Annotated in this window: 16 protein-coding genes; 10 read left to right on the forward strand and 6 right to left on the reverse strand. The window is 42.2% G+C overall.

Features of this window, described 5'->3' with window-relative positions; genetic code table 11:
- Positions 1-9 precede the first annotated feature (9 nt).
- From AM500_RS05645 to AM500_RS05670, 6 genes are all read left to right on the forward strand, one after another.
- Positions 10-1,338: an extracellular solute-binding protein gene (locus AM500_RS05645; RefSeq protein WP_053598358.1), complete on the forward strand. Its 1,329-nt coding sequence runs from the start codon at positions 10-12 to the stop codon at positions 1,336-1,338.
- Between the two features lie 66 nt (positions 1,339-1,404).
- Positions 1,405-2,280, forward strand: a complete 876-nt coding sequence (locus tag AM500_RS05650; RefSeq protein WP_156319754.1) for a carbohydrate ABC transporter permease — start codon at positions 1,405-1,407, stop codon at positions 2,278-2,280.
- Positions 2,281-3,111 (forward strand): carbohydrate ABC transporter permease, encoded by an 831-nt coding sequence (locus AM500_RS05655; RefSeq protein ID WP_053598360.1) that lies wholly within the window; start codon positions 2,281-2,283, stop codon positions 3,109-3,111.
- Between the two features lie 21 nt (positions 3,112-3,132).
- Complete coding sequence (locus tag AM500_RS05660) at positions 3,133-3,951, forward strand: MurR/RpiR family transcriptional regulator (RefSeq protein WP_231688114.1); 819 nt, start codon at positions 3,133-3,135, stop codon at positions 3,949-3,951.
- 16 nt (positions 3,952-3,967) lie between these two features.
- A complete protein-coding gene (locus AM500_RS05665; RefSeq protein WP_053598362.1) occupies positions 3,968-4,942 on the forward strand; it encodes an acetylxylan esterase in 975 nt (324 codons plus the stop codon).
- Between the two features lie 390 nt (positions 4,943-5,332).
- Positions 5,333-6,283: an acetylxylan esterase gene (locus AM500_RS05670; RefSeq protein ID WP_053598363.1), complete on the forward strand. Its 951-nt coding sequence runs from the start codon at positions 5,333-5,335 to the stop codon at positions 6,281-6,283.
- Positions 6,284-6,442: 159 nt separating this feature from the next.
- Here AM500_RS05670 and AM500_RS25355 read toward each other — a convergent pair whose 3' ends face one another.
- A complete protein-coding gene (locus tag AM500_RS25355) occupies positions 6,443-6,598 on the reverse strand; it encodes a hypothetical protein (RefSeq protein ID WP_156319755.1) in 156 nt (51 codons plus the stop codon).
- Between the two features lie 495 nt (positions 6,599-7,093).
- Between AM500_RS25355 and AM500_RS05675 the strand changes: the two genes are divergently transcribed.
- The gene (locus AM500_RS05675; protein ID WP_053598364.1) at positions 7,094-9,886 is read left to right on the forward strand and encodes an FIMAH domain-containing protein; all 2,793 of its coding nucleotides are present in this window, start codon (positions 7,094-7,096) and stop codon (positions 9,884-9,886) included.
- An 89-nt stretch (positions 9,887-9,975) separates the two neighbouring features.
- Here AM500_RS05675 and argH read toward each other — a convergent pair whose 3' ends face one another.
- The 4 genes from argH to AM500_RS24845 form a co-directional block, all read right to left on the reverse strand.
- The gene (gene argH / locus AM500_RS05680) at positions 9,976-11,304 is read right to left on the reverse strand and encodes an argininosuccinate lyase (protein WP_053598365.1); all 1,329 of its coding nucleotides are present in this window, start codon (positions 11,302-11,304) and stop codon (positions 9,976-9,978) included.
- A complete protein-coding gene (locus tag AM500_RS05685) occupies positions 11,304-12,833 on the reverse strand; it encodes a Na+/H+ antiporter NhaC family protein (protein ID WP_053598366.1) in 1,530 nt (509 codons plus the stop codon). The genes argH and AM500_RS05685 overlap by 1 nt, the downstream gene beginning before the upstream one ends.
- A 464-nt stretch (positions 12,834-13,297) precedes the next feature.
- Entirely contained in the window at positions 13,298-14,341 is a 1,044-nt protein-coding gene (locus tag AM500_RS05690) for an alpha/beta hydrolase (RefSeq protein WP_053598367.1), read from the reverse strand.
- A gap of 255 nt (positions 14,342-14,596) precedes the next feature.
- Positions 14,597-14,881, reverse strand: a complete 285-nt coding sequence (locus tag AM500_RS24845) for a LysR substrate-binding domain-containing protein (RefSeq protein WP_231688115.1) — start codon at positions 14,879-14,881, stop codon at positions 14,597-14,599.
- Between the two features lie 619 nt (positions 14,882-15,500).
- On the opposite strand from AM500_RS24845, the gene AM500_RS05695 reads away from it, so the two are divergent.
- Positions 15,501-16,760, forward strand: a complete 1,260-nt coding sequence (locus tag AM500_RS05695; RefSeq protein WP_053598368.1) for a sugar ABC transporter substrate-binding protein — start codon at positions 15,501-15,503, stop codon at positions 16,758-16,760.
- A gap of 326 nt (positions 16,761-17,086) precedes the next feature.
- Here the strand turns inward: AM500_RS05695 and AM500_RS05700 are convergent, their stop codons facing one another.
- Entirely contained in the window at positions 17,087-19,594 is a 2,508-nt protein-coding gene (locus AM500_RS05700) for an NEW3 domain-containing protein (protein WP_053601633.1), read from the reverse strand.
- Between the two features lie 302 nt (positions 19,595-19,896).
- On the opposite strand from AM500_RS05700, the gene AM500_RS05705 reads away from it, so the two are divergent.
- Together AM500_RS05705 and AM500_RS05710 are read left to right on the forward strand one after the other, a co-directional pair.
- Positions 19,897-21,099, forward strand: coding sequence for an ROK family transcriptional regulator (locus AM500_RS05705; protein ID WP_231688116.1), 1,203 nt, complete (start codon positions 19,897-19,899; stop codon positions 21,097-21,099).
- A 57-nt stretch (positions 21,100-21,156) separates the two neighbouring features.
- The gene (locus tag AM500_RS05710) at positions 21,157-22,215 is read left to right on the forward strand and encodes an extracellular solute-binding protein (RefSeq protein WP_053601635.1); all 1,059 of its coding nucleotides are present in this window, start codon (positions 21,157-21,159) and stop codon (positions 22,213-22,215) included.
- Positions 22,216-22,226: the final 11 nt, after the last annotated feature.

Below are 22,226 nucleotides of genomic sequence, written 5' to 3' on the forward strand. Positions count from 1 at the left end.
GGGATGTATATGAAAAAGTTCTTGTTGCTGTTGGTTGCCTTGATGGTCATTGCTGCAGGCTGCAGCTCAAAGGAGAGCACGGGTAAAGGCGGGGATAAAAAGGCGGAAATTGAAGTTATGATGTTTGAAGGCGGATTTGGCTCTGAATGGGTGAAAGAATCAGCCAAAGCCTATATGGAGAAAAACAAGAATGTAAACATTAAGATTACCGCAAGCCCGGACATCCACACTCAGCTGCAAACGAGATTTTTATCCAAAGATGTCCCTGATTTGATGGTTCCGGGACCAAGCTTTGATATCCAGGGTGTTATTAAAGACGGAATGATTGAGCCGATTGATGATGCGCTCGAAGAAAAGGCTTATGACAGTGATGAAAAATGGGTTGATACGTTTGAGCAAGGCCAATTCAACCAAAAGAAGGATGGCAAAACATACGGAATTCCTACCATTTTTTCACCGGGCTATATCTGGTGGTACGACGAAAAGCTTTTTGAGGACAATGGCTGGGAGCTTCCTAAAACTCAAGAAGACCTTTATAAGTTAAAGGCCGAGGCTGATAAAAAGGGAATTGCTGTTTTCTCAGTGCCAGGAAAGCACCCGGGTTATTATTTCTTCGGAATGTACCTGCCGCTTGTTGAACGAATCGGCGGAAAGCAAGCCCTTTTGGATGCGTTTAACCTGAAAGAAGGCGCCTGGAAATCCCCGGCGTTTGTCCAGGCTGCAAAAGAATCAAAACGCATGGTTGATGAAGGTCTATTCCTGAAAGGAACATTCGGCTTGTCCCATACAGAAGCCCAGACATTGTTCTTCCAGCGCAAGTCTCTGTTTGTTATGGCTGGCTCGTGGCTTGAAGGCGAAATGAAGGATGTTATTCCGGCTGACTTTAAGCTTCGCGCATTCAATCAGCCTGCATTCCCTGGCGGCAAAGGCGAGCAGCTTGCTCCTGTATCGACTGGATGGGGCGGTGCCTGGTATATTCCAAGCGGCTCGAAAAACAAGGACGAAACGATTAAGTTCCTAAAGTTCCTTTCCAGCGAAAAAGAAGTAGAGAAAATGGTCTCTTCTAAAGGGCTTGCCAGTGTTGTAAAAAATACAGAAGATGCGATTCAGTCAGAGCCATTAAAGAGCGCACTGAAAGTCCTTCAGGATTCAGGCGGTTCTTATGCGCCTACAGCAATTAACGATAACTATCCTGAACTGGTCGGCAACATGAACAATATTTATCAAAGCCTCATGCTTGGTGAACTGACTCCAGAAAAGTTTACAGAGCAGGCAGAGAAATTCGCAGAACAAATCCGAAAAGATGACAATATAGAAAAAGCAACATACTCCTGGTAATTTCATATTTTTTGCGGAGAGGTCTGAGGGTACTTGGGCCTCTCTGTTTTGAAAGGTTGTGAGTTTTTGAGAAACAGAAGCGAAAGATGGGCAATTGCCGTGTTTTTACTGCCAGCCTCCGCCCTATATCTTTTATTTGTTCTCTATCCATCGTTCAATGCGTTGCTGATGAGTTTATATAACTGGCGCGGGCTTGGAACAAAGACGTTTATCGGGATGGATAATTATCGGCGGATGCTCGAGGATGACATTTTTATCAACACGTTGAAGGTAACAGGAAAATACATATTGATCCAGGTCCCGGTCGTATTGGTGTTATCGGTCGTCATTGCACTGGCGATTTCCTCTTTTTTAAAAACAAGATGGCTTAATCTTTATCGATCAATTACGTTCTTTCCATATATTCTTCCCGGGGTCGCCATAGCGATGCTCTGGTCCACGATTCTTAATCCGGTTAACGGCATGTTCAACGGATTGCTTGATGTGATAGGCTTGGACTCGCTTATGACAGAGTGGCTCGGAAGGACGGAAACGGCTTTCGGCAGTGTTGTTTTCGTAAATGTATGGGGAATGGTCGGGTTTTACAGCATTCTCATTCTCGCGGCAATCCTGAATATTCCGCAGGATATCCTTGAAGCGGCTGAAATTGATGGTGCGACCAAATTTAAAAAGAGCATCTATATTACGATTCCGCTGCTGAAGGACATTTTACAAGTCGTTACTATTTTTACATTGATTAATACAATTAAAATATTTGAAATGCCGCAATTGTTGACGGGCGGAGGGCCGAACCGATCGACCCAGCCAATCTCGCTTTATATTTATGAGCAGGCGTTTTCGAATTTCAATTTTGGTTATGCTTCAGCGCTGGGAGTTATCTTTTTAATTCTTACATTGTTTGCTTCGCTGTTGACGTTGAGGGTTACCAGGAGGGAAAGCTAGATGAGTAAACTTTTTCGAAACATTGGCAGCCATGTGTTCCTGATTCTATTATCACTATTGATCATCATCCCGGTCATTTGGGTTTTTGTGAACTCAGTCAAATCATCTGCTGATATTTTATTAAAACCATTATCCTTTCCGGAAAAAATAACGTTTGAAAATTACCTGAACGCTTGGAATGAAGCTGGATTGGGAATTGGATTTATTAATAGCGTTATTGTTACACTCATAACAGTAACCTTGATCGTCATCATATCCGCGATGGCAGCCTATGTATTGAGCAGGAAAAAATTCCGTTTCCGGATAGCGGTTCAAAATACATTTCTAATGGGATTGATGCTGCCAACGTTTTTGGCGATGGCTCCGTTGTTTTTATTAATGAATGACCTTGGGCTTGTTAATAGCCTCCCCGGCTTGATTTTGGTTTATATTGCCTATTCATTATCGTTTACAATATTTATGTTGATTGCTTTTTTCAATCAAATTCCGGACTCTTTGGAGGAAGCAGCAATCATTGACGGCTGCGGGCCTTTCAAGGTGTTTTGGATGGTCATGTTTCCATTGGCAAAACCAGGCCTTATTTCCGCGGCAATATTTAATTTTGTCGGAATCTGGAATGAATACATCCTGGCGCTGATTTTAATTACCGACGATGAATTGAAGACATTGCCGGTAAAGCTTGCCAACATCATGATGGTCCAGCAATACCATACCGACTGGGGTGCCCTTTATGCCGGGCTTGTATTATCTTTCATTCCGGTAACGCTGTTTTATTTGCTTTTCCAAAGGCGGCTTATTGAAGGGTCTACTGCAGGGGCCGTTAAAGAATAAATGAACGAAGGATGGACGAAGATGTCTACCACTTTAAAAATCAAAAGCTACTATAATAGCTTAACAAAAACCGAGAAAAAGGCAGCCGATTATATAGTAGGCAATCGCAATGATATTATCTATTGTTCGGTAACCGAATTGGCTGATAAAGCCGATGTCGGGGAAACAACGGTTTTGCGTTTGTGCAGAAAAATTGGCTTTACAGGTTTTCAGGATTTTAAACTGGCGCTCGCGCAGGAAACGGTCATGATGACGGCACCGGTAGAAAGCGAGCAGTCGATTATTAGCAAGACAGCAGCAAGGCATTTGAAAATTCTCGAGGAAAGCAGGCAGCTGCTGGATGAAGAACAGGTCGAAAAAGCAGTTCAAATCATGCTTTCCTCAAAAAACAACTTCTTTTTTGGGGTCGGATCATCCGGATTGACCGCCCTGCAAGCAGTCAATGTTTTTACACGAATCGGAATTATATGCGACTCCAAGCAGGATAGCCATTTTCAAGCGATAAGCGCCTCATTGTTAGATGAGGATGACTGTGCAATTGGGATTTCCGTTTCGGGAAGTACAAAAGATACGATCCGCAACCTCGAAATTGCCAAAAAGGCTGGAGCAAAAATCATTTGTATTACCAGCAATCGAAAATCGCCAATTACAAAATTAGCGGATATTGTCCTGTTAACGTCATCAAAGGAAGGCCCACTCGAAGGAAGCTCAATCGTCTCGCAAATCGCTCAATTATCTGTAATTGACATCCTGCATTCAGCGATTATGAACAAAAGAGAAGACATGGCACAAACCGTACGTAAAGTTACTGCAAAAGCTGTATCAGATAAGATGTATTAAGGATGGTGCTTTTTGAATGGGGAGAAATGTTGGAGATTTTTCTTTAGAACAGCTGCGTTCTTATACACCCGAGTTGGTGAATAAACCGGCTGATTTTGATCAATTTTGGGAAGCCGAGAAAGAGCTGGTTAAACGGTCCAGCTTTCGTGTCGATGTTCAGTGGGCTGATTACCCGCTGCCTTCGGTCGAAGTTGCTGACTTAACACTTCACAGCTGGGATGAATCCCCAATAAAGGGAAGTCTAATCCGGCCAAAGGGTGTTGGGGAAGGGCCCGTATTATTATGTTTCCATGGTTATACGGGAAGCAGGGGCTTGCCATCGGAATACTTAAAATATGTCCTTCAAGGGATAACAGTCATTGCATTTGATGTAAGAGGGCAAGGCGAGTCACCGGATTACGCACGCTACCCGAATGGCAGCAGAATCACTGGATGGATGACACTGGGTATTTTTGAAAAAGAAAACTACTATTATACAAACGTTTACCGAGATATCATTGCGCAAATGGAGTGGGTTAAGGATGGCTCTCCTGTAAAGCCGACAGTCTTTGGAATCAATGGCGCTTCCCAGGGCGGAGGACTTGCCCTTGTTGCAGCAGGCCTGGAGGAGAGCGTTGAGTTTGTCGCCTGCGATTGGCCATTTTTGACACATTTTGAACGAGCGCTTGAGATCGCGTTGACTGGCCCATATATGGAAATCATCAACTATTTAAAATTCCATAATCCGGACAACAGCATGAAATCAGCTATTCTGGACACGCTTGGTTATGTCGATGCCTTGCATTTTTGTCCGGGAATTTTTGTACCGGTATTAATCGGAATCGGTCTGGAAGATTCAACTACTCCGCCGTCTTCTGCTTATGCAGCGTTTAACCATATAGCGAGCCAAACCAAAACCATTGTCGCATATCCACAATATGTCCATGAACACAACCCATTCCACGAAGAAAAGAAAGTTGCCTTCATCTACGAGCAGATTTTCGGCAAGTAGGATAAAGGTGGGGCTAATTTTCTTGTACGAACAGTTTCGTGGCCAAGGCTTAATTATAAACATACGTTTATTGGGATATAACCAGAGAGATAACATTTTCTCAAAGATTGAGGATAAGGCAATCCGTGTGATTGTTACAATTTTTACCAAATTGACATATCTGGGTTCTGTTTTGTTCTTTTTATCGAACGTTTTTCCGGTTTATCGGTCTAGTAAATTTTTTATCGGTCCCAAAAATTTTTTATCGGTCCAAAAGAGTTTTTATCGGTCCAAACACAGCCCCTGGCGAACCCCCGCTTCGAATAGGGCTATTTATGGACAACATATGTATCCGGCGGTATGTCTGTTTGTATGTTAGGCGTGGTCCGTTTACCTATGGGAGGGATTAGTTTGCTATTGTTTGAAAACCAATTGAAAGAGTTTGAAAACTATTTGCCTGCTTTAACCAAAAAGGAGGATTTTGATTCTTTTTGGAAGGATAGTCTAAAAGAAGCTGCTGAAATCCCGTTAAATAGTGTTCTGGAGGAAATGGACTATGGGATTAAGCAGATAAGGGCCTATGTTGTTTCCTACCAAGGGTTTGGGGGAAATCCGATACACGGATATTATATTCTTCCCCGGGATCTAAGCGGCCAGGTGCCTTGTGTCATTTGTTATCACGGTTATGGTAGTGACAAAGGGTCTATCTCGAATTATATGAAATGGGTTATCCAGGGGTACGCAGTTCTGGCCATTGATACGAGGGGCCATGGAGCTAGCGGGGATGTTTCAGGCTATACGACAGGGACCAATGGAACATGGGTATTGCATGGTATTTTAGATAAACACGAGTATTATTATCGAAAGGTTTATATAGATAATAAACGTGCAATTGATTTTGTTGTTTCACGGCCGGAAATCGATAAAAACCGTATTTGTACATATGGTGCAAGCATGGGCGGGGGAATAGCGCTAGCGGTAGCAGCTTTAGATCAGCGGCCCAAGCTCGTCATTGCGGATGTACCGAATATGTGCAATATTGAGCTGGCCATTCAGCAAAAACTCGAAGGATCACTCGTTAGCCTTGAAAATTATTTAGCGAAGTATCCAGAAAAGGTACACCACATATTCGACAATCTATCTTACTTTGATAATCTGAACTTCGCCTCTATGATTAAAAGCAAAATTCGGATTTCAGCCGCGCTAAAGGATCCAATTTGTCCTCCGCAAACGATATACGGAGTATACAACCACATTCCAGCAGACAAGAGCATGGTCGTCCACCCGTTTTCAGGGCATAACGCACCAAGTCTAACAGCTCATCTTGATGAAACGCTTTCCTTTGTGAATGAACACCTCTGAGTAAAATTCAAAACCGCTGAATTAATTTTAAAATCGCCGAATTAAATTCAAAACCGCCGAATTAATTTTAAAATCGCCGAATTAATTTCAGCCCACTGAATTAATGGAAGGATGGGGAAGCTCTCGTGCTTCCTTTTTCGTTTTTGGAGGAGCAAACTATTAAGAAAGCTTATTATTTTCTCTAATCCCATTAAGAATTAAAATGGCTCCTAATAAAAAGAAGGTAAGGCCCTTAGAAAAACCTACAATAAAGAATATACTGCCGATTAATAGATAGCTTGAAACCTTTGGGTTGTTATAATGAATCTTTTTCAAGATGAAGACCTCCTGGAATTCTATTATTATCTCCGATAAAAGTTGCCCGCGGTGGACACTAGGATCCTTTAGCAACCCCTTCAGCTTGTTCTAACTAAGGTCTATACTATCATTTTTATTTGGTTTTTTGGTTCTGTTAAACAAGTATGTTGATTTCCGCGAAACAAATGGAATGTCTTAATATTGGCGAAATATAGTGGGTGCTGATTTTTGGATGCGATTGTACATCGGGATTAACTATAATTAATAGTAATAATGAACCACGCAAATTAAATTGGTTTTTGAAGCACAAATAAATTTCCCAACACATAGAAAATATTAAAGACGTTTAATAGACTTGTCTTTTAAACGTGTGAAAACCAAAATTAACTTAATGAAGTTGAACTATCAAAATTTTAACACCTTTTTTGATGGTTCATTTTTTTATGGAAAGGAGGGAGCTTGTATCATTTGAAAGCGTTTACTATTTTGAAAAATTAAAGTGAGGTGGACATATTGAAAAGCAACAAATTAATAATGAAATTGTTTGCTGTAGCTACTGCCATTGCCATCATATTTTCTGCTTCGTTTCATACTCCAGGACTTGCTTCTGCAGAAACCAACAGCGTTCCGGAAGAACTGACCAAAAAGTACTTTGGTGAACCTGAAAAACTGTTAACTCCGCTCAATTCAACCGTAAGTATTTTTAATGGGGCCGTCGGGAAGGAAGATGGCAAAAACGTCATGTTTACGACGACGAGAGGAACCCCAGCCAAGCTGAATGTGGTTGATTTAGATACGAACAAGCTATTAAGAGTAATAGACTTAACGAATTCTGAAAATACTTGGGCTCATGAGGTAACGGTTGATGGCGATTTGTATATCGCTACAAGCGGTGGAGGAGCAAAGCTTTGGAAATACTCCCCTGTTACGAAGCAAGCATCTGTCGTAGCGACTTTTGCTGGGCAATCAGATCCGTTTTCAATTACTTCGGATCCGGATGGAAACGTATATGTCGGAACATACCCAAGCGGGAAAGTATTTCAATATAATCCCGACACGAATAAGGTAACAGATTTCGGCCAGATGAATCCCGAATATACGCAGGAGCATATCCGCTCATTGGCTTATATTGACGGAAATATTTATGCAGGAACTGGCCACAGCAAAATCGTGAAATACACTATCGCCACCGGTGAGAAACAGGATATTGCAGCTTCTTTAGGTGAACCAGGACATGTGTACGATATGGATAAAGTAGACAACCGATACCTGTTTATCCGCTATGAGCTTTCTTCGAACGGATATATCTATGACACTGTGACGGAAGAATGGCTTGATGTTGTCATTCCAAAGGTGAGAGGACTTCATGTAGAGGAAGAATCACTGAATGGAAATGTCTATTATATGGATTTAGGGAGCAATGCACTTAAATATATTAATCTGGAAACGTTAGAGATTCATGATAGCGGTATGAAATACGGCAGTGGTTTTAGAGGGGTGGATTGGGTTGAATTTGATGATCCAGCTCTTCCTGGAAAGAGTCTGGTAACAGTGAATTTCAGCGGATCCATTTATATTTTTAACATTGAAACAAACAAGGTGATTGAACGGCCATCTGTTGTAAGAGGTACAGCTGCGACAATGGCGAGAGTTGAAACGGGTCCTGATGGTAACTTATACATGAGTGGAGTCCAAACATCGAGAGGAGCTATTTACGATCCAAATGATGGTTCTACAAGATCATTTGCCCTGGGCCAGGGGGATAGTATGGCAACACTTGGCGACAAAGTACTTGTAGGGGTTTATCCTGAAGGGAAAATTGTTGAGTATGATACAACGAAGGAACCATCTGCAGCGAACCCGCGCGATTTGTTTGTATTAGGTGAAAACCAAAACAGAATCATTGATATCCATGCGGCTGATGGTAAAGCGTTCATCGGCAGTGTACCGTTCTATGGAGAACTTGGCGGTGCCCTGACCATTTATGACCCGGCAGTTGAAGGGGAAAAGTACAAAGTTTACCGGAATGTAGTGCAGGATCATAGTATTGTGAGTCTCACTTATAAAGATGGTCTTGTCTACGGATCTACAACGATAAACGGCGGCCTTGGTATTGACCCTGCCGCACAAGAGGCTAAAGTTTTCGTTTGGGACGTTGAAAACGAACAAAAAGTTAAGGAGACGACTGTTGAAATTCCAGGCCTTAACAATCCGCATACCATCGGCGAACTGTCCTTTGGTCCTGACGGATTATTATGGGGCGCGGCAGACAACATGATTTTTGCGTTGAATCCTGAAACATTAGAGGTTGTAAAAAGCAAAAAGATTTATCCGGATGGGGTGCTATTTTATAGCCCTTGGCAGCCAATTGATTTAAAGTGGTCAAACGGAATGCTATTTGCAAATTTTGATGAGAATTTAACGATGATTCATCCTGAAACTTTAGTAAGTAAGCTTGTTACAAATTCGGCCCACCACTTCACCTTTGGCGAGGACGGAAATATTTATTATATTTTAGGTTCCAACCGAACATACTTGAACAAAATTGAGGTTACGAGTTTTGAAGGAATTCGCTCGCTGATTGGCAACTATAAGGATTCCAGTAAGTTAGGCCATCCTCTTGCAGTTCAGCTGACAAATGCGTTAAACCAAACGGAAGATCATTTACTTAAGGGCAATAAAGAACAGGCAATTAAACATTTGGAGAATTTCGTGAAGCATTTAAACAATCCAGATATGGCGCAGTATATTTCCGATACTGCCAAGAACGTGTTTAATACGAAAGCCGAAAAAATGATCAGCATTTTATCATCTGAAGGCGAAATGCCAACGGAAGCTTTGCCTGTCGTAAACCCAAGCTTTGAGGAGCCTGTTGCCAATGGGCAAATACCTGGATGGCGTTCCATGTTTGGAGTTTCAGACAGCACCTATTATGAAATATCGGATGGACAAAGCCTAAGCGGCAGCCACAGCTTGAAAATTGTTGATAAAGTACGAAATGGCTCAGTTGCGCTAATGAGTGATGAAATTCCAATTCAGCCAGGCCAGGAATATACGATGTCGGCAAATGTGTTTGTAGAGGAAGGCGAAGGCAGTATATTGCTCCGTTATTTTGATGAGAACGATCGTCAGGTCTCAGAGCATCCATATCATTTCAAGGTCATGCTGGGACAATGGGAAGAGGTCCAAGCTAAGGGTATTGCTCCTGAAAATGCAAAATATGCGAGAGTAATAGCGTATACGACAAGCTTTCAAATTGGCACGGTTTACTATGATGATATTAGTTTAGAGAAAAAGATGCAGTAGATATTACTTTTAGGCATAGAAAATCCTCCATCTGGTAATTACAGAAGGAGGATTTTCTTTTAGCGGTTTCGAACCGTCGCTTGCCTCTTTTATTGTGTAACTTGCTTCAAGAGTTTCTTATTCCCTTTGTTTAGTATATTTTCATAATCGATGTATTCGTAAATATCATCTGAGATGCTGCTGCTGAAGATGGCTAGTTCATCCAAGGTTAGATCTTCAATGCTTTTCTTATGCTGCTCACAATAGATGATAATTTTTCCGACGATTTCGTGGGCATCCCTAAAGGCAGTCCCTTTCCCCACCAAATAGTCTGCAACCTCAGTAGCGTTCAGGAAGCCTGCTTTAATGGCCGCTCTCATGTTACCTTCCTTGACCTGAAGAGTATCAATCATTTTCGACATAATTTCCAGACAGTCCATTACGGTATCAAGGGCATCGAAAAATTGTTCTTTATCTTCCTGCATATCTTTGTTGTATGTGAGCGGTAAGCCCTTTAGGGTTGTCAATAAGGAGAAAAGTGAGCCGTAGACTCTTCCTGTTTTTCCTCGAATCAATTCCGCAGCATCAGGATTTTTCTTCTGCGGCATAATACTGCTGCCTGTAGAGTACGCATCATCCATCTCAATGAATCGGAATTCCTGGCTGCTCCAGAGAATCAGCTCTTCACTTAATCTGCTTAAGTGCATCATCGTGATGGAAAAATCGGACATCAGTTCCAGCAAATAATCACGGTCGCTGACTCCGTCCAGGAAATTATCAACAGGCTTGGAAAACCCTAAAATTTCAGTAGTAATTTGACGGTCTATGTTATGTGTAGTTCCCGCCAGCGCGCCACATCCCAGTGGGTTTTCATCCAAAATTTCAATCGCGTTGCCGATTCTTTTCTTATCCCGGATAAACATTTGGGCATAAGCGCCAAGGTGATGGCTGAATGTGACAACCTGGGCACGCTGCAAATGAGTATATCCAGGCATGATGACATTATTATCAGCTGCTTTGTTTTTTAAAGAATCGATCAGCTGCTGAAGGGCAGCCATCACTTCCCCGGCCTTTTGTTTGGCATAAAGCCTCATGTCGACAGCTACCTGGTCATTTCTGCTTCTGGCCGTATGCAGCTTTTTGCCTGTGTCGCCGATTCTTTCTGTCAGGTTCATTTCTACGAAAGAGTGAATGTCTTCATAATTGCCTTCTACTTTTAGAACTCCGGACTCTATATCTTTTAAAATAGATTGAAGGCCATCTTTAAGCAGAACGCCTTCTGACTCTGATAGCAATTCACATTTTACAAGCATTTTTACATGAGCAATGCTTCCTGTTATATCTTGATGGTAAAGTCTGTGATCAACAGGAAGAGATGTGTTGAACTCTTCCATAATTTGATCTGCCCGCTTTGTAAAGCGCCCGCCCCATAATTTCATTACATTCCAACTCCTTCACTTAGTCCATGCTTCTTTTTATAAACCTTGGATAGGATGAAAATTGCCAAAATTAGCAAGGCGAAGTTTAAAATTAATGTGAGCGCACTGCCTGTTATCCCTGCAACGATATACCCAATTAAGGCAATCGATGCATTAAGAACTGCATATGGGAATTGTGTTTTCACGTGGTCAATATGATCGGACCCCGCTCCTGTCGACGATAGAATCGTTGTATCGGAAATAGGTGAAGAGTGGTCGCCGAATATTCCTCCTGAAAGGACTGCCCCGATACAAACCAATAAATGTGCATCCAGTGCAATAGCCATCGGAATTGCGATTGGCAGCATGATTGCAAATGTTCCCCATGAAGTTCCAGAAGCGAGGGACATAAGAACTCCTACTAAGAATAAGACGGCTGGAATAATGAATGCAGGGACATTTCCGTCCATTGCCTCAACAATAAATTCAGCAGTACCCATTTCCTTCATAACTTTTCCGAGTGACCAGGCAAGGATGAGTGTAGCAGCAACATAAACCATTTTTTGCATACCGGTTGTATAGATGTTGAAAATATCACCGAATTTTTTTACTTTGTAAACAATCATTAAGACCATAATTGAAATGGCGGCGAATAAATAGGCTGTACTTAAGGCAACCCTGAAATCATTTCCTGGGATTGGCTCAAATGGGAAGCCGTATGAAATTAATAAACTGAACAGGGTAATCAATAATACTAACAGCGGCAGCCAAATTAGAATGGCGTGCTGGTGCTTGATTCCTTCTTCACTATTCTCCGCTCTCCTTAATGGCTTGGATTCCGGCCAGTACAATTCTCCAGTCGTTTGGACCCTTCGCTCAGCTTTTGCCATCGGCCCAAAGTCCAGCTTAGAGAGAGCAATTAACGGAACCATAGCAACAGCGAGAATCGCATAAAATTGAAAAGGTATGACCTGAACTAGAGTCGTAAATTCAGATGTCGTAATATTCAGCGCTTCGTATTCCTTTTGAATGAGACCCATAATGTATACGCCCCAGCCAATAAACGGAACTAATACTGCGACCGGGGAAGAGGTTGAATCAATAATCCAGGCAAGTTTTTCTCTTGAAATTTTCGCCTTATCGAAGATTTTTTCAAAAACTGGACCGACAATAAGCGGTGTGCCCAAGTCGGAGAAGAAGATGATAATTCCGCCGATCCAGGCTGAAATCTGTGCTTTGGCCTTTGTATTAATAAATTTGATGGTATTCGTAGCAAGAGCGGCTCCCCCGCCGGATTTCTCCATAAGCGCTACAAATCCGCCGATAAAGAATAACAATACAATGATTGCTGCATTGTAGCTATCTGCCGCTAGCGGGAAAAAGTAGTTTCCTATTGTCTCAGTTGTTGCTTTAATAGGATTTCCGCCCATCAGAATCAATACTCCTATAAAAGCTCCTGAGAATAAAGATACAATTACATTCTTCGTAATAATTGCAAGCACAACTGCAATAATAGGTGGTATTAAAGATATCCAGCCCATGTGTTCCATAACCATTTCCCCTTTTTGTATATAATGTATAAATATAAAAAAGTAAATTTATTAAATTTACAATAAAATCGATTATATTCGACAAGTAGAGAGATTGCAATACGTTATTTAAATATAATTATAAATATGTTGTATTTTTATTCATTTGCATAGAAGGGGCGGTTCTGCTTGATAGGGGGGGAGAGTGAGGAATGAAGGGGCTATAATTTGGGTTGGATTCAGACATGAGAAGTGACAGACAGTATTCCCTTTTTGGCGTCCGCGTAAAAAACAAGAGTAGTAACTATTTTTTCGATATGCATGAGTGTCTAAAGTTTCCAGTGATTTCGTGATTAAATACATGCTTAAACCCAATTGTCAGCGAACAATTGGGCTTAAGCTAATAATAGTAATCTTTAAAAACTGAACCATTTTAACGCTTTTTAGCTACCTGTTTCTGATCCATTGATACACATCTTAGGATTTTATACATTTACATATTTTAATTGATTAATAAGGTGGCCCTCTATAAGTTTGGTGTCATCTGGGTGGAAAAGATGTGAGCTTTTTGGAAGGTAATAAAGGTCTTTTGGAAATGAAGAGCCTATATTTTCATAGAAGTTGAGGACTGGGAGTACGTTGACATGAAAATCCTTTTCTCCATGCAGGAACGTGACTGGAAGGTCAAGTTTCTTAATTGAATTCTTGAAATTAAAACTGGATAGATCACGAATCAATATCATCTTTTTGTTGTACACAAGCTGAAATCCTTTAACAAATGTGTTATAGACATCTTTTAGTTTATAATCCTTCGACTGAAATAATTCCTTTGACGATTTCAGTAAACCGGGGTGTTTGATTTGTTCATCTGAATAAACCATACTATTAAATCTAGTCAGCCATTTTCTTAAAAGGCTCCATTGTTCATAGCTGTCTAAAAAAGGCGGTTCTCCGACAGATTCCAACTCATTTATTGCTTTTTTGTTTCCCCTTATTCTTGCCTGTTCTTTCGCCCACTTTAAAGCCAATCGATCGTTTTCATTCCAACTAATGATTTGGGAAATGCCCACATAAGCGTGGAACTTTTCAGGATGTTCACTCGCCAAATGCAGTCCGATAACACTGCCCCAAGAATGACCGGCAAGAAAGATTTTATGTTTGTTAAAACGGCTCCTGAGTAAATCGGTCAGTTCAGTTGCATCCGAAACGTATTGCCGAATGGTAAACGAGTCCTCGGACAAGTTGGGATGGTATGATTTCCCTGTCCCTCTTTGATCCCAGAAGACCAAAACAAAGTGTTTCACCAATTCCTTTGTATTGGTTGCAACTGTATAATCTTTCCCTCTAGATGCAATTCCCGGAATCGGCATCGAAGGGCCTCCGTGGAGGAACAAAAGAACAGGATTCTCAGGATTCTCTGCCTGGATTAAGATGGATTGGGACACGCCGCCAAGCGTTACTTCCTCAACTGAATCAATACCGCTTTCTCGTATTACAAAATCCGGTTTTACCGCAAATAACTTCAACACGCCACACCCTGTCTGGAAAATTAACCCTTTTGTATGGATTATATAAGATTGCCTGTAATCAATCAATCGTTTGTTTGAATTCTGAAAACCATCTGAGTTGAATTCATAATCTCCGAATTAATTTTATATGGAGCAGGGGGCAATTCTCGGCTTCTAATTAATAGCTCGGTTGTTATATTAAACCGTTCTGTTTTTCTCCCTTTCTATTGTTTCGACTAAATTTTTCAAGTGTGGAAGTTAAGTAGGTATCAGCTCTTATGATAAAAACAGTTTTAATCTTACTGTATTAATCGGGAAGTGTATGGCATTGTATAAGTCCGCTTTGTTCCATATGGGTGACGGCTGACTTTGGAAGGGATGAAATGCCGAGTCCCATGGCGACACTCGCAGGATTGTTTCGAATGTACCGAATTCCATCACTTTTTGCGGTGTGATGTTTTGATCTTTATACCAAGCTTCAAGCCGTGTTCGATAACCACAGCCTTCGCTAAAGCATAAGAACGGTTCCACTTTCAATTCCTGCAGTGTGAATTTGTTCATATCTGAAATAAAACAAGCTCTTCTTGAAGTACTTCATACGATACAAATCCTTGATCAATTTTCCTGGGAGACGAGGGATATGGAAGCCGAAATGGTTTATATCCAAGAGGGGATGACTCCAGCTGAAGCTGCTGAAAAATGGATAGCTGAAAATCCTGAGCTAGTAGCCAAGTGGACAGACGGTGCTCAGTAAGGTAATGGGGAAGTGTTTCTGCGGTTTTCGTGAGGCGGTGTTTTTTCGATAAATAAAGGCTCGTTCAATTAGGTGTATAAGCGTAAATGTTATTTGACTATTTCGACAAAAATAAGACTCATAAAAAGGTGGAAAAAATATCCGATATCAAATAAAATAATGAGAACATTCCCTTTTTTAAGAATACAATTAAAATTTAGAAAATAATACAATGAGAGGTGCGTGCAACCTTTACTAAAGAAACTCGAAGAAGGCCTGATTGTAAAACTAATAACGGATCTTGTGTATGGAACATGTGGCATCAGAGTCATATATGGATACTTTACTTACAGAAGGAAGCCTATCGTTAATTTTAGCTGATTGGAGCCGAATTCAGCAGACGAATTTATCTGAGCCTAAATTAAAAGAAGAGGAGTAAAAATTTTTATGAAAAAGAAATTAAAATTGTTTTTAACATCTCTTATAGCAATGGGTACGATTCTTGCTGCTTGTTCTAATGAAGAAGGATCAGCACCAGCTGATGATGGGAAAGTTAAAGGTGACATAACAGTTTGGGTGCATCCTTATACAGAGAATGCAAAGGTTGAAGAAGAAATGTGGGGAAAAATGGTCGCGAACTTCAACAAGGAATTTCCTGATGTTGACGTTAAGATTGAAACACTTCCCTGGGCTAACCGGGACCAAAAAATATTAACGGCTTTGGCTGCAAACAATGGACCGGATGTATTCTATGCAATTCCTGACCAAATGCCGCAATATGCAGAAGCAGGAATGCTTTTAGAGCTAAATCCTTACATAAAAGATTCTGATTTAGAAGGATTTGTAGATTCAGCATTGGTTTCAACAACTTGGAAGGATAAATTATATGGCCTTCCAATTTTACAGTCATCCGTTACATTCATCTACAATCAAGACATCATTAAAGCAATTGGAGAGGACCCTAACAAACTTCCTAAAACCTGGGACGAATTTGAAGCTTGGGCTAAAAAAGCGAAAGATGCGGGATTCTATGCTATGAACTATCCTGGCGGCGGTTCCTTGAACTTAACAATTTACCCATGGATTTGGCAAGCTGGCGGAGATGTACTAACTCGGAACGGCGAAATTAAAATCAATAGCGCTGAAAGCGTTGAAGCGTTTGAATTCATTAATAATATGTATAAAAACGGATACATCCCTAAAGATTCAATTACTGCAAACGAGCATACTACGGAGTGGTACGGTGGAGAAATGTTAGCTGTTCTAGGTTCAGGTATCGATGTAACGAGCCTTATAAAGGAAGGTGAATTTGATTTTGTCATTGGACCGCCTTTACAAAATAAAGAGCAACTAACGTATGGTACAACAGGAATGTTTGTTGTTCCTTCTAACAGCGATAATCCAGATGCAGCTGCTGAGTTCCTAAAATCGATAACAAGTACTGACAACCAAAGGATCTTTGGTGAAGTGACACAATATATCCCATCTAGGGAAGATGCGAAAGATATCTTTGCTGATAATCCGCACATGGCTCAATTGGCTTCTTACACCGAATTTGTATTACCTGGTGTTATTCATCCGTCAGGACGTACCATTATGCCTCATATCCAAGCTCAAGTTCAAGCAATGATGGCAGGGGACGTAACTCCTAAGGAAGCAGCTGATGCAGCATCGAAAGCAATTAAAGCCGAACTTGATAAACAGTAAAAAAAGTTTTCCAAATAAAGTGTATTATTCCTGGTGTTTAGGCTCAAACTATCTAAATTTGCAACTAGCATCCCATTTGAGCCTTTCGAATGTTATTAAAACTTTACTTTTTACCATTTACAACTTCTAATGTTTCTGGGTTTCGCGCAAAAATCATGTTATTTGCTGCCCCCCATAATAACCCGTCAGTTGCTAAGTTTACTTAAAAAATACAGTAGATTATGCTTTTAAGCATAGAAGATCCCCCCTTTTTGGCAGATGGTTTCTTGTTGATTCCAAACTACCAAAAAGTGGGGGGATTTTCTTTTTTTCTATTCTGTTTCTTTTTACTCTTGGCCGCTGTAGCTGATCAGGTTGGTGAAGATCCTATACCCCCCAGGTACCTGCCCCTGAATCTGACGGTAGAAGACGAGGTTCGTATATAGGTAGGTTCCTTCACCGTACTTGGCCATGAGGATGCCGCCGTCGAATGGTGCTTCGCCTGGATCTTGCATGCTGACGAATGTTTCGTATTCAGGCGCCCATGCCATTGGGTAGTAAAGTCCGCGTTCTTGAACCCAGCCGGCCCAGTCGCTGTCGCCGATTTTATTCGGGTAGTTGAACAGCGGCGATTCCGGCTTCAAGACATTGACTGCTGCGTTCTCATCGGTGACCCTCCATTTGATGGATGGGTTTCCGATCGTTAATGGATATGGAGCGGTTGTATCCTTATTCCAGCCGTCTCCCGGCTTGTGGTACTGGACAACAAGGTGTCCGCCATTTGCGACATACTCTTTCAGTCGTTCATTGTTTGCCTGCAGGTCAGGACGAGACAGGTAGGCGCGGATGCCGGTTACGATTGTATCGTATTGGCTCAAGTCTGCGGAAGCAAGGTCCGCTTCAGTCAGTTTTGTGATATTAAGGCCGGTGTTGGCAAGGTAATCGGCAACCATGTCAAAGCCGCTGTCGATATAGCCAATCTTCAGGTTCGGGTCAGTCAGCAATTCAAATGCCACGCCGTTCACCTTGGCCCCATACAGATAATAGAAGGTACCGATATGGTCATAGTTGATTTCCTGGACGGTTGCGTCGAATGTTTTGCCGTTTACTTCGGCAGCTGCATCAATCTCGAACTTGCCATCCTCAATATCTGCAGGCGGTATAAGTGTGAATTTAACCTCTTTTTCCTCAAGCTTTTTCGAAAAATCAACTGCTACGCTTGAAGGTGAAACGCCCCAGCCTTCAGGTACAGTCAAGGAAACGTTCGCAGTAGCTGCTCCGCTTCGGAAGTTCTTTACCTTTACAGAAACAGGAACTTCTTTTTGTACATTGGCTGTGTTCACGACAATATCCTCAGGTGACAGTGTCAGGCCGACATCAGGAAGGACTGCGACTGTGCCCTCGAGCTGCTTGATCTGGGTGGTCTTCGCGCCTTTTTCCTCAAAGCTTACCTTTGCCTGGATGGCAGGATCCACATATGCATGGTAGAAATCCGCGTTATCCGGAACGGTTACCTCAAAGGATACTGTTCCTGATTCACCAGCACTAAGCTTAAGGTTAGAAGATTCACCAGACACAGTCCAGCCTTCAGGAACAACCAGCTCGGCCGCTGCATTTTTCAGCGTTTGGCTGCCGTTGTTGGTAAGCGTCACAGTAACCGTTGTTGTTTGGCCTTTTGTAAGGATGTTTTCTTTTGCCACTGCTTCAACGTCAAGGCTGGAAGCGACAAAGCTTGCCTCCTGGAGCTGCTCCGATTTCAAGGAAAGCTTGTGAAGCAGGTCATTTTTCAGTGCTTCATCAATGTTTTTCTCTTCAGTTTTGGCAAGAAGTCTTTCAACATCCTTCAGTGCCTTCTGTGTTTTTGTAAAAACGGCCTCTCTGCTTGGATAAGCATCGATAATTGAATCAAGGTCATTCTGAAGCTTTGTAAACTGGACCTTCAAATCATTTGCGTTCTTTGGAAGAACATTGGCCCATTCCGTAAAGTTGTAAGGAATTCCTGCAAACAGATCGTTGCTGCCGTTTGTATCAACAGCAGTTTGAGTCAGTTTCAGGTGAGCCTGCCTTGGAGCGACCGGAATATCATTGCCCATTCCCTGGCTCTTGTGCATATAGCGGGATGCTTCGCCAAGCTGAGGGTAGGACATTTGGTAAATTGGGTCATACATTCCGATTTCAATTGAAGTTGTTGCTTCGTCCTTTGAAACTGGCAAGTAATACTTTTTAACCTGCCATACATTCAACCCTTCTTTTAGCTGGTTGGGAAAAATTGTTGGGTCGGCAGCATCCTTGAACGCTTTTTCGCTAAGAATGTTGATTAAGCGGTGGTGTCCATGCTGGGTGTCCACGTTCAGGAATGAAGGCATGACGATATCTGGCTGATACGTCCTAATAAAGCGGATGAGTCTTTCGTATGTAACTTCCTCACCCCATTTTTCCAGAGTTTCGTCCGGACTTTTAGAAAAACCGAAGTCGTAAATTTCGTCAGAGGTGGTTTCGCTGAGATGATAGGCTTTAACGCCAGTGATTTTGGCGGCTTCAATCATTTCGCGTGAACGAATGATTCCAAGGCCATTGTCCAGTTCAGGACCAATTTCATTTTGTCCGCCCTCTCCTCGGTTGGCAATCAGGCTTGCTGTTTTGACGCCAAGTCCACGGGAAAGATATGCCAGAAGATCGCTTCGTTCATCATCGGGGTGGGCTCCAGTATTAACAAATGTAACAGTCGTCCCGAGCGGTTTTACTACATTCCAAAGATCAACATCCGGCTCATTCGCCTTGGCAGAGCTGTTCGAAAAAGGAATTAACGTAATAATCAATAGAAGTGAAAGCAGTACACTCAAAAACTTTTTCATCTTTGTAACCCCTTTCATTTTGGTTTGCATTACCCCCATGTTCCTCTCCTTTCGTACGAATTTTATAGATAGTTAGTTAATGAGGTTAACCAACTGCCTATTTTCCCTCACTTAAGAAATAGCATAGGATAGACATGAAAGTAAATATTGCAATATTGGGAAAATTAAAAATAGTAGTTAAGTCCTATTATTCATTTGTCGAATGAATTTTGAATATTAAATATTGTCAGCGGTTACATGGTTGGGTTATATTGGGGTTAATTAGTGAAGTTTACTAACCAATTTAATAAGGCCGTGATTGTATGAACACAAATGGAATGACGATCAAGCTGAACAACAAGAAAATAGTCCTTACTTGCATTAAGGAAAATTCCCCTATTTCGAGGACGGAAATATCAAGCAGGATTTCTATCAGTAAACCGACTGTCTCTCTTCTGGTGGATGAACTGATTAAAGAAAACTGGGTGTTTGAAAAAGGAATTGGCGAGGCTTCCACGCAAGGAGGCAGAAGGCCAATCCAGCTTTATTTTAACGAGAAGGCTCATTATATTATCGGAGCCGATATTGGCGGTACAAAAGTGAAAACGGTCATTTGTGATTTGGGCGGCAAGATCCTTGCCTCGAGCAGCTTCAAGACGCAGTCTTTTTTGGAAAAAGGGCTGTTAAAGCAGATTGGCAAGGAAGTTGACGTGCTGATTCAGAAAAGCGGTATTGATTCTGCGAAAATTCTTGGAATGGGTGCAGGTGTACCAGGTATTACCGAGACCCAGCGGGGAGTCGTAGTCGAAGCGCCGAGCCTCAACTGGGTGCGCTACCCGTTTATTACGGAAGCGAAGGAAATCTTTCCGTTTCCGGTCTACGTCGATAACGATGTAAATGTCGCTGCCCTTGGGGAGCAATGGCTTGGCAATGCTAGAAGTAAGGAGAATGTACTGTTCATTGCGGTGGGCACAGGGATCGGCAGCGGGATCATTATCCACAACAAGCTGTACCGGGGCGGGGCATCGGCCGCCGGGGAGATCGGCTATATGGTCACCGACAAAAATGAAATGAAGAGCGACTTTAAGCCTGTTTTCCACCGATATGGCTACCTTGAAAGCGTCGCCGGTGGAAAAGCCATCGGCACGAAGCTGACAAACGAAATCCTTAAACAGCCCGGCCATCCTCTACATCAGGAAGCAAAGGCGGGAGAGCTGCCCGGCGAAATGGCGTTTAAGCTTGCAAAGACCGGCGACCGGACGGCGCGGACCGTTCTGGCCGATGTGGTTGAGCACTTGGCATATGGCATTATTAACGCTGCAAGTCTATTAAATCCGGAAGTGATTATTTTGGGAGGTGGTGTCTTCAAATCTGCTGAAATGCTAATGCCTGATCTGCGGAAAATTGTGAATCAATATTTACCTAGTCAAGTAGAATTAAAGGTTTCGAAGCTAGGTGACAACGCAGGGGCATTAGGTGCTGTCTCTTTGTTTATGCGGGAATACGAAAGCATCATCAAATTTTAATTTATAGGGGGAATATTTGTGAAAAAGAAAAAGGTTTCCGTACTAACTGCACTGACTATGTCAGCCGCGCTTCTATTGGCAGCATGCGGCGGAGCGGATGAAGGCTCCGGCGGCTCAACAAAAACAGGCGGATCTGGTGAAGGCAAGGAAAAGCTTGAGGACAAAGTCGTTATTTATTCACCACATGGCAAGGACATTCTTTCAAAATTCGAACAGCAATTTGAAGCAGAATACAACGTAGACGTCGAGTGGCTTGATATGGGTTCCCAGGAAATCCTCGACCGGATTCGTTCCGAAAAAAACAATCCACAAGCAGACATTTGGTGGGGCGCACCATCGGTAAACTTTGACCAGGCGAAAGACGAAGGTTTGCTTGATCCGTATGAGCCATCGTATGCAAAGAGTCTTGCTGAAGGCTTCCATGATCCGGAGTGGCACTGGAGCGGCACTAGCCAAACACCTGAAGTCATCATGTTTAACACAAAAGAGCTGAAAAAGGAAGATGCTCCGAAGGATTGGGATGAATTGCTTGACTCGAAATGGAAAGATGAAATCATCATCCGTTACCCACTTGCATCCGGTACGATGAGGACTATCTTCTCGGCAATGATTTACCGTGATTTCAAGGATTCCAAGGACCCTGCAAAAGGCTATGAGTGGTTGAAAAAGCTTGATGCCAACACGAAGGAATATTCCGCAAACCCTGAAATGATGTACAACAAGGTTGCCAAAGGCGAAGGCTCGCTGTCTGTCTGGGCAATGCCGGACGTTGTTATGCTGAAGGAAAACAAGAACTATCCGTTTGATTTCATCATTCCTGAAAGCGGCACACCGGTTTTGACTGAAGGAATTGCAAAGGTGAAGGGAGCTCCGCATCCAAAGGCTGCTGAAGCATTTTATGAGTTCGTGAATACACCTGAAGCTGCGAAGACTTTGGCTGAAGAATTCTACCGGATTCCTACCAGGGATGACGTTGAAGGCCTGCCTGCATGGATTACCGAAACAGAAATCAAGCCAATGGACATCGACTGGAAAGTATTCCAGGAAAACAGCGATACATGGATGAAGTATTGGGATGAAAACATCAAGAGCGGAGAGAAAGAAATTAAGGAATAGGAAGTGTACTC

Source organism: Bacillus sp. FJAT-18017, assembly GCF_001278805.1.
GTDB lineage: Bacteria > Bacillota > Bacilli > Bacillales > Cytobacillaceae > Bacillus_D.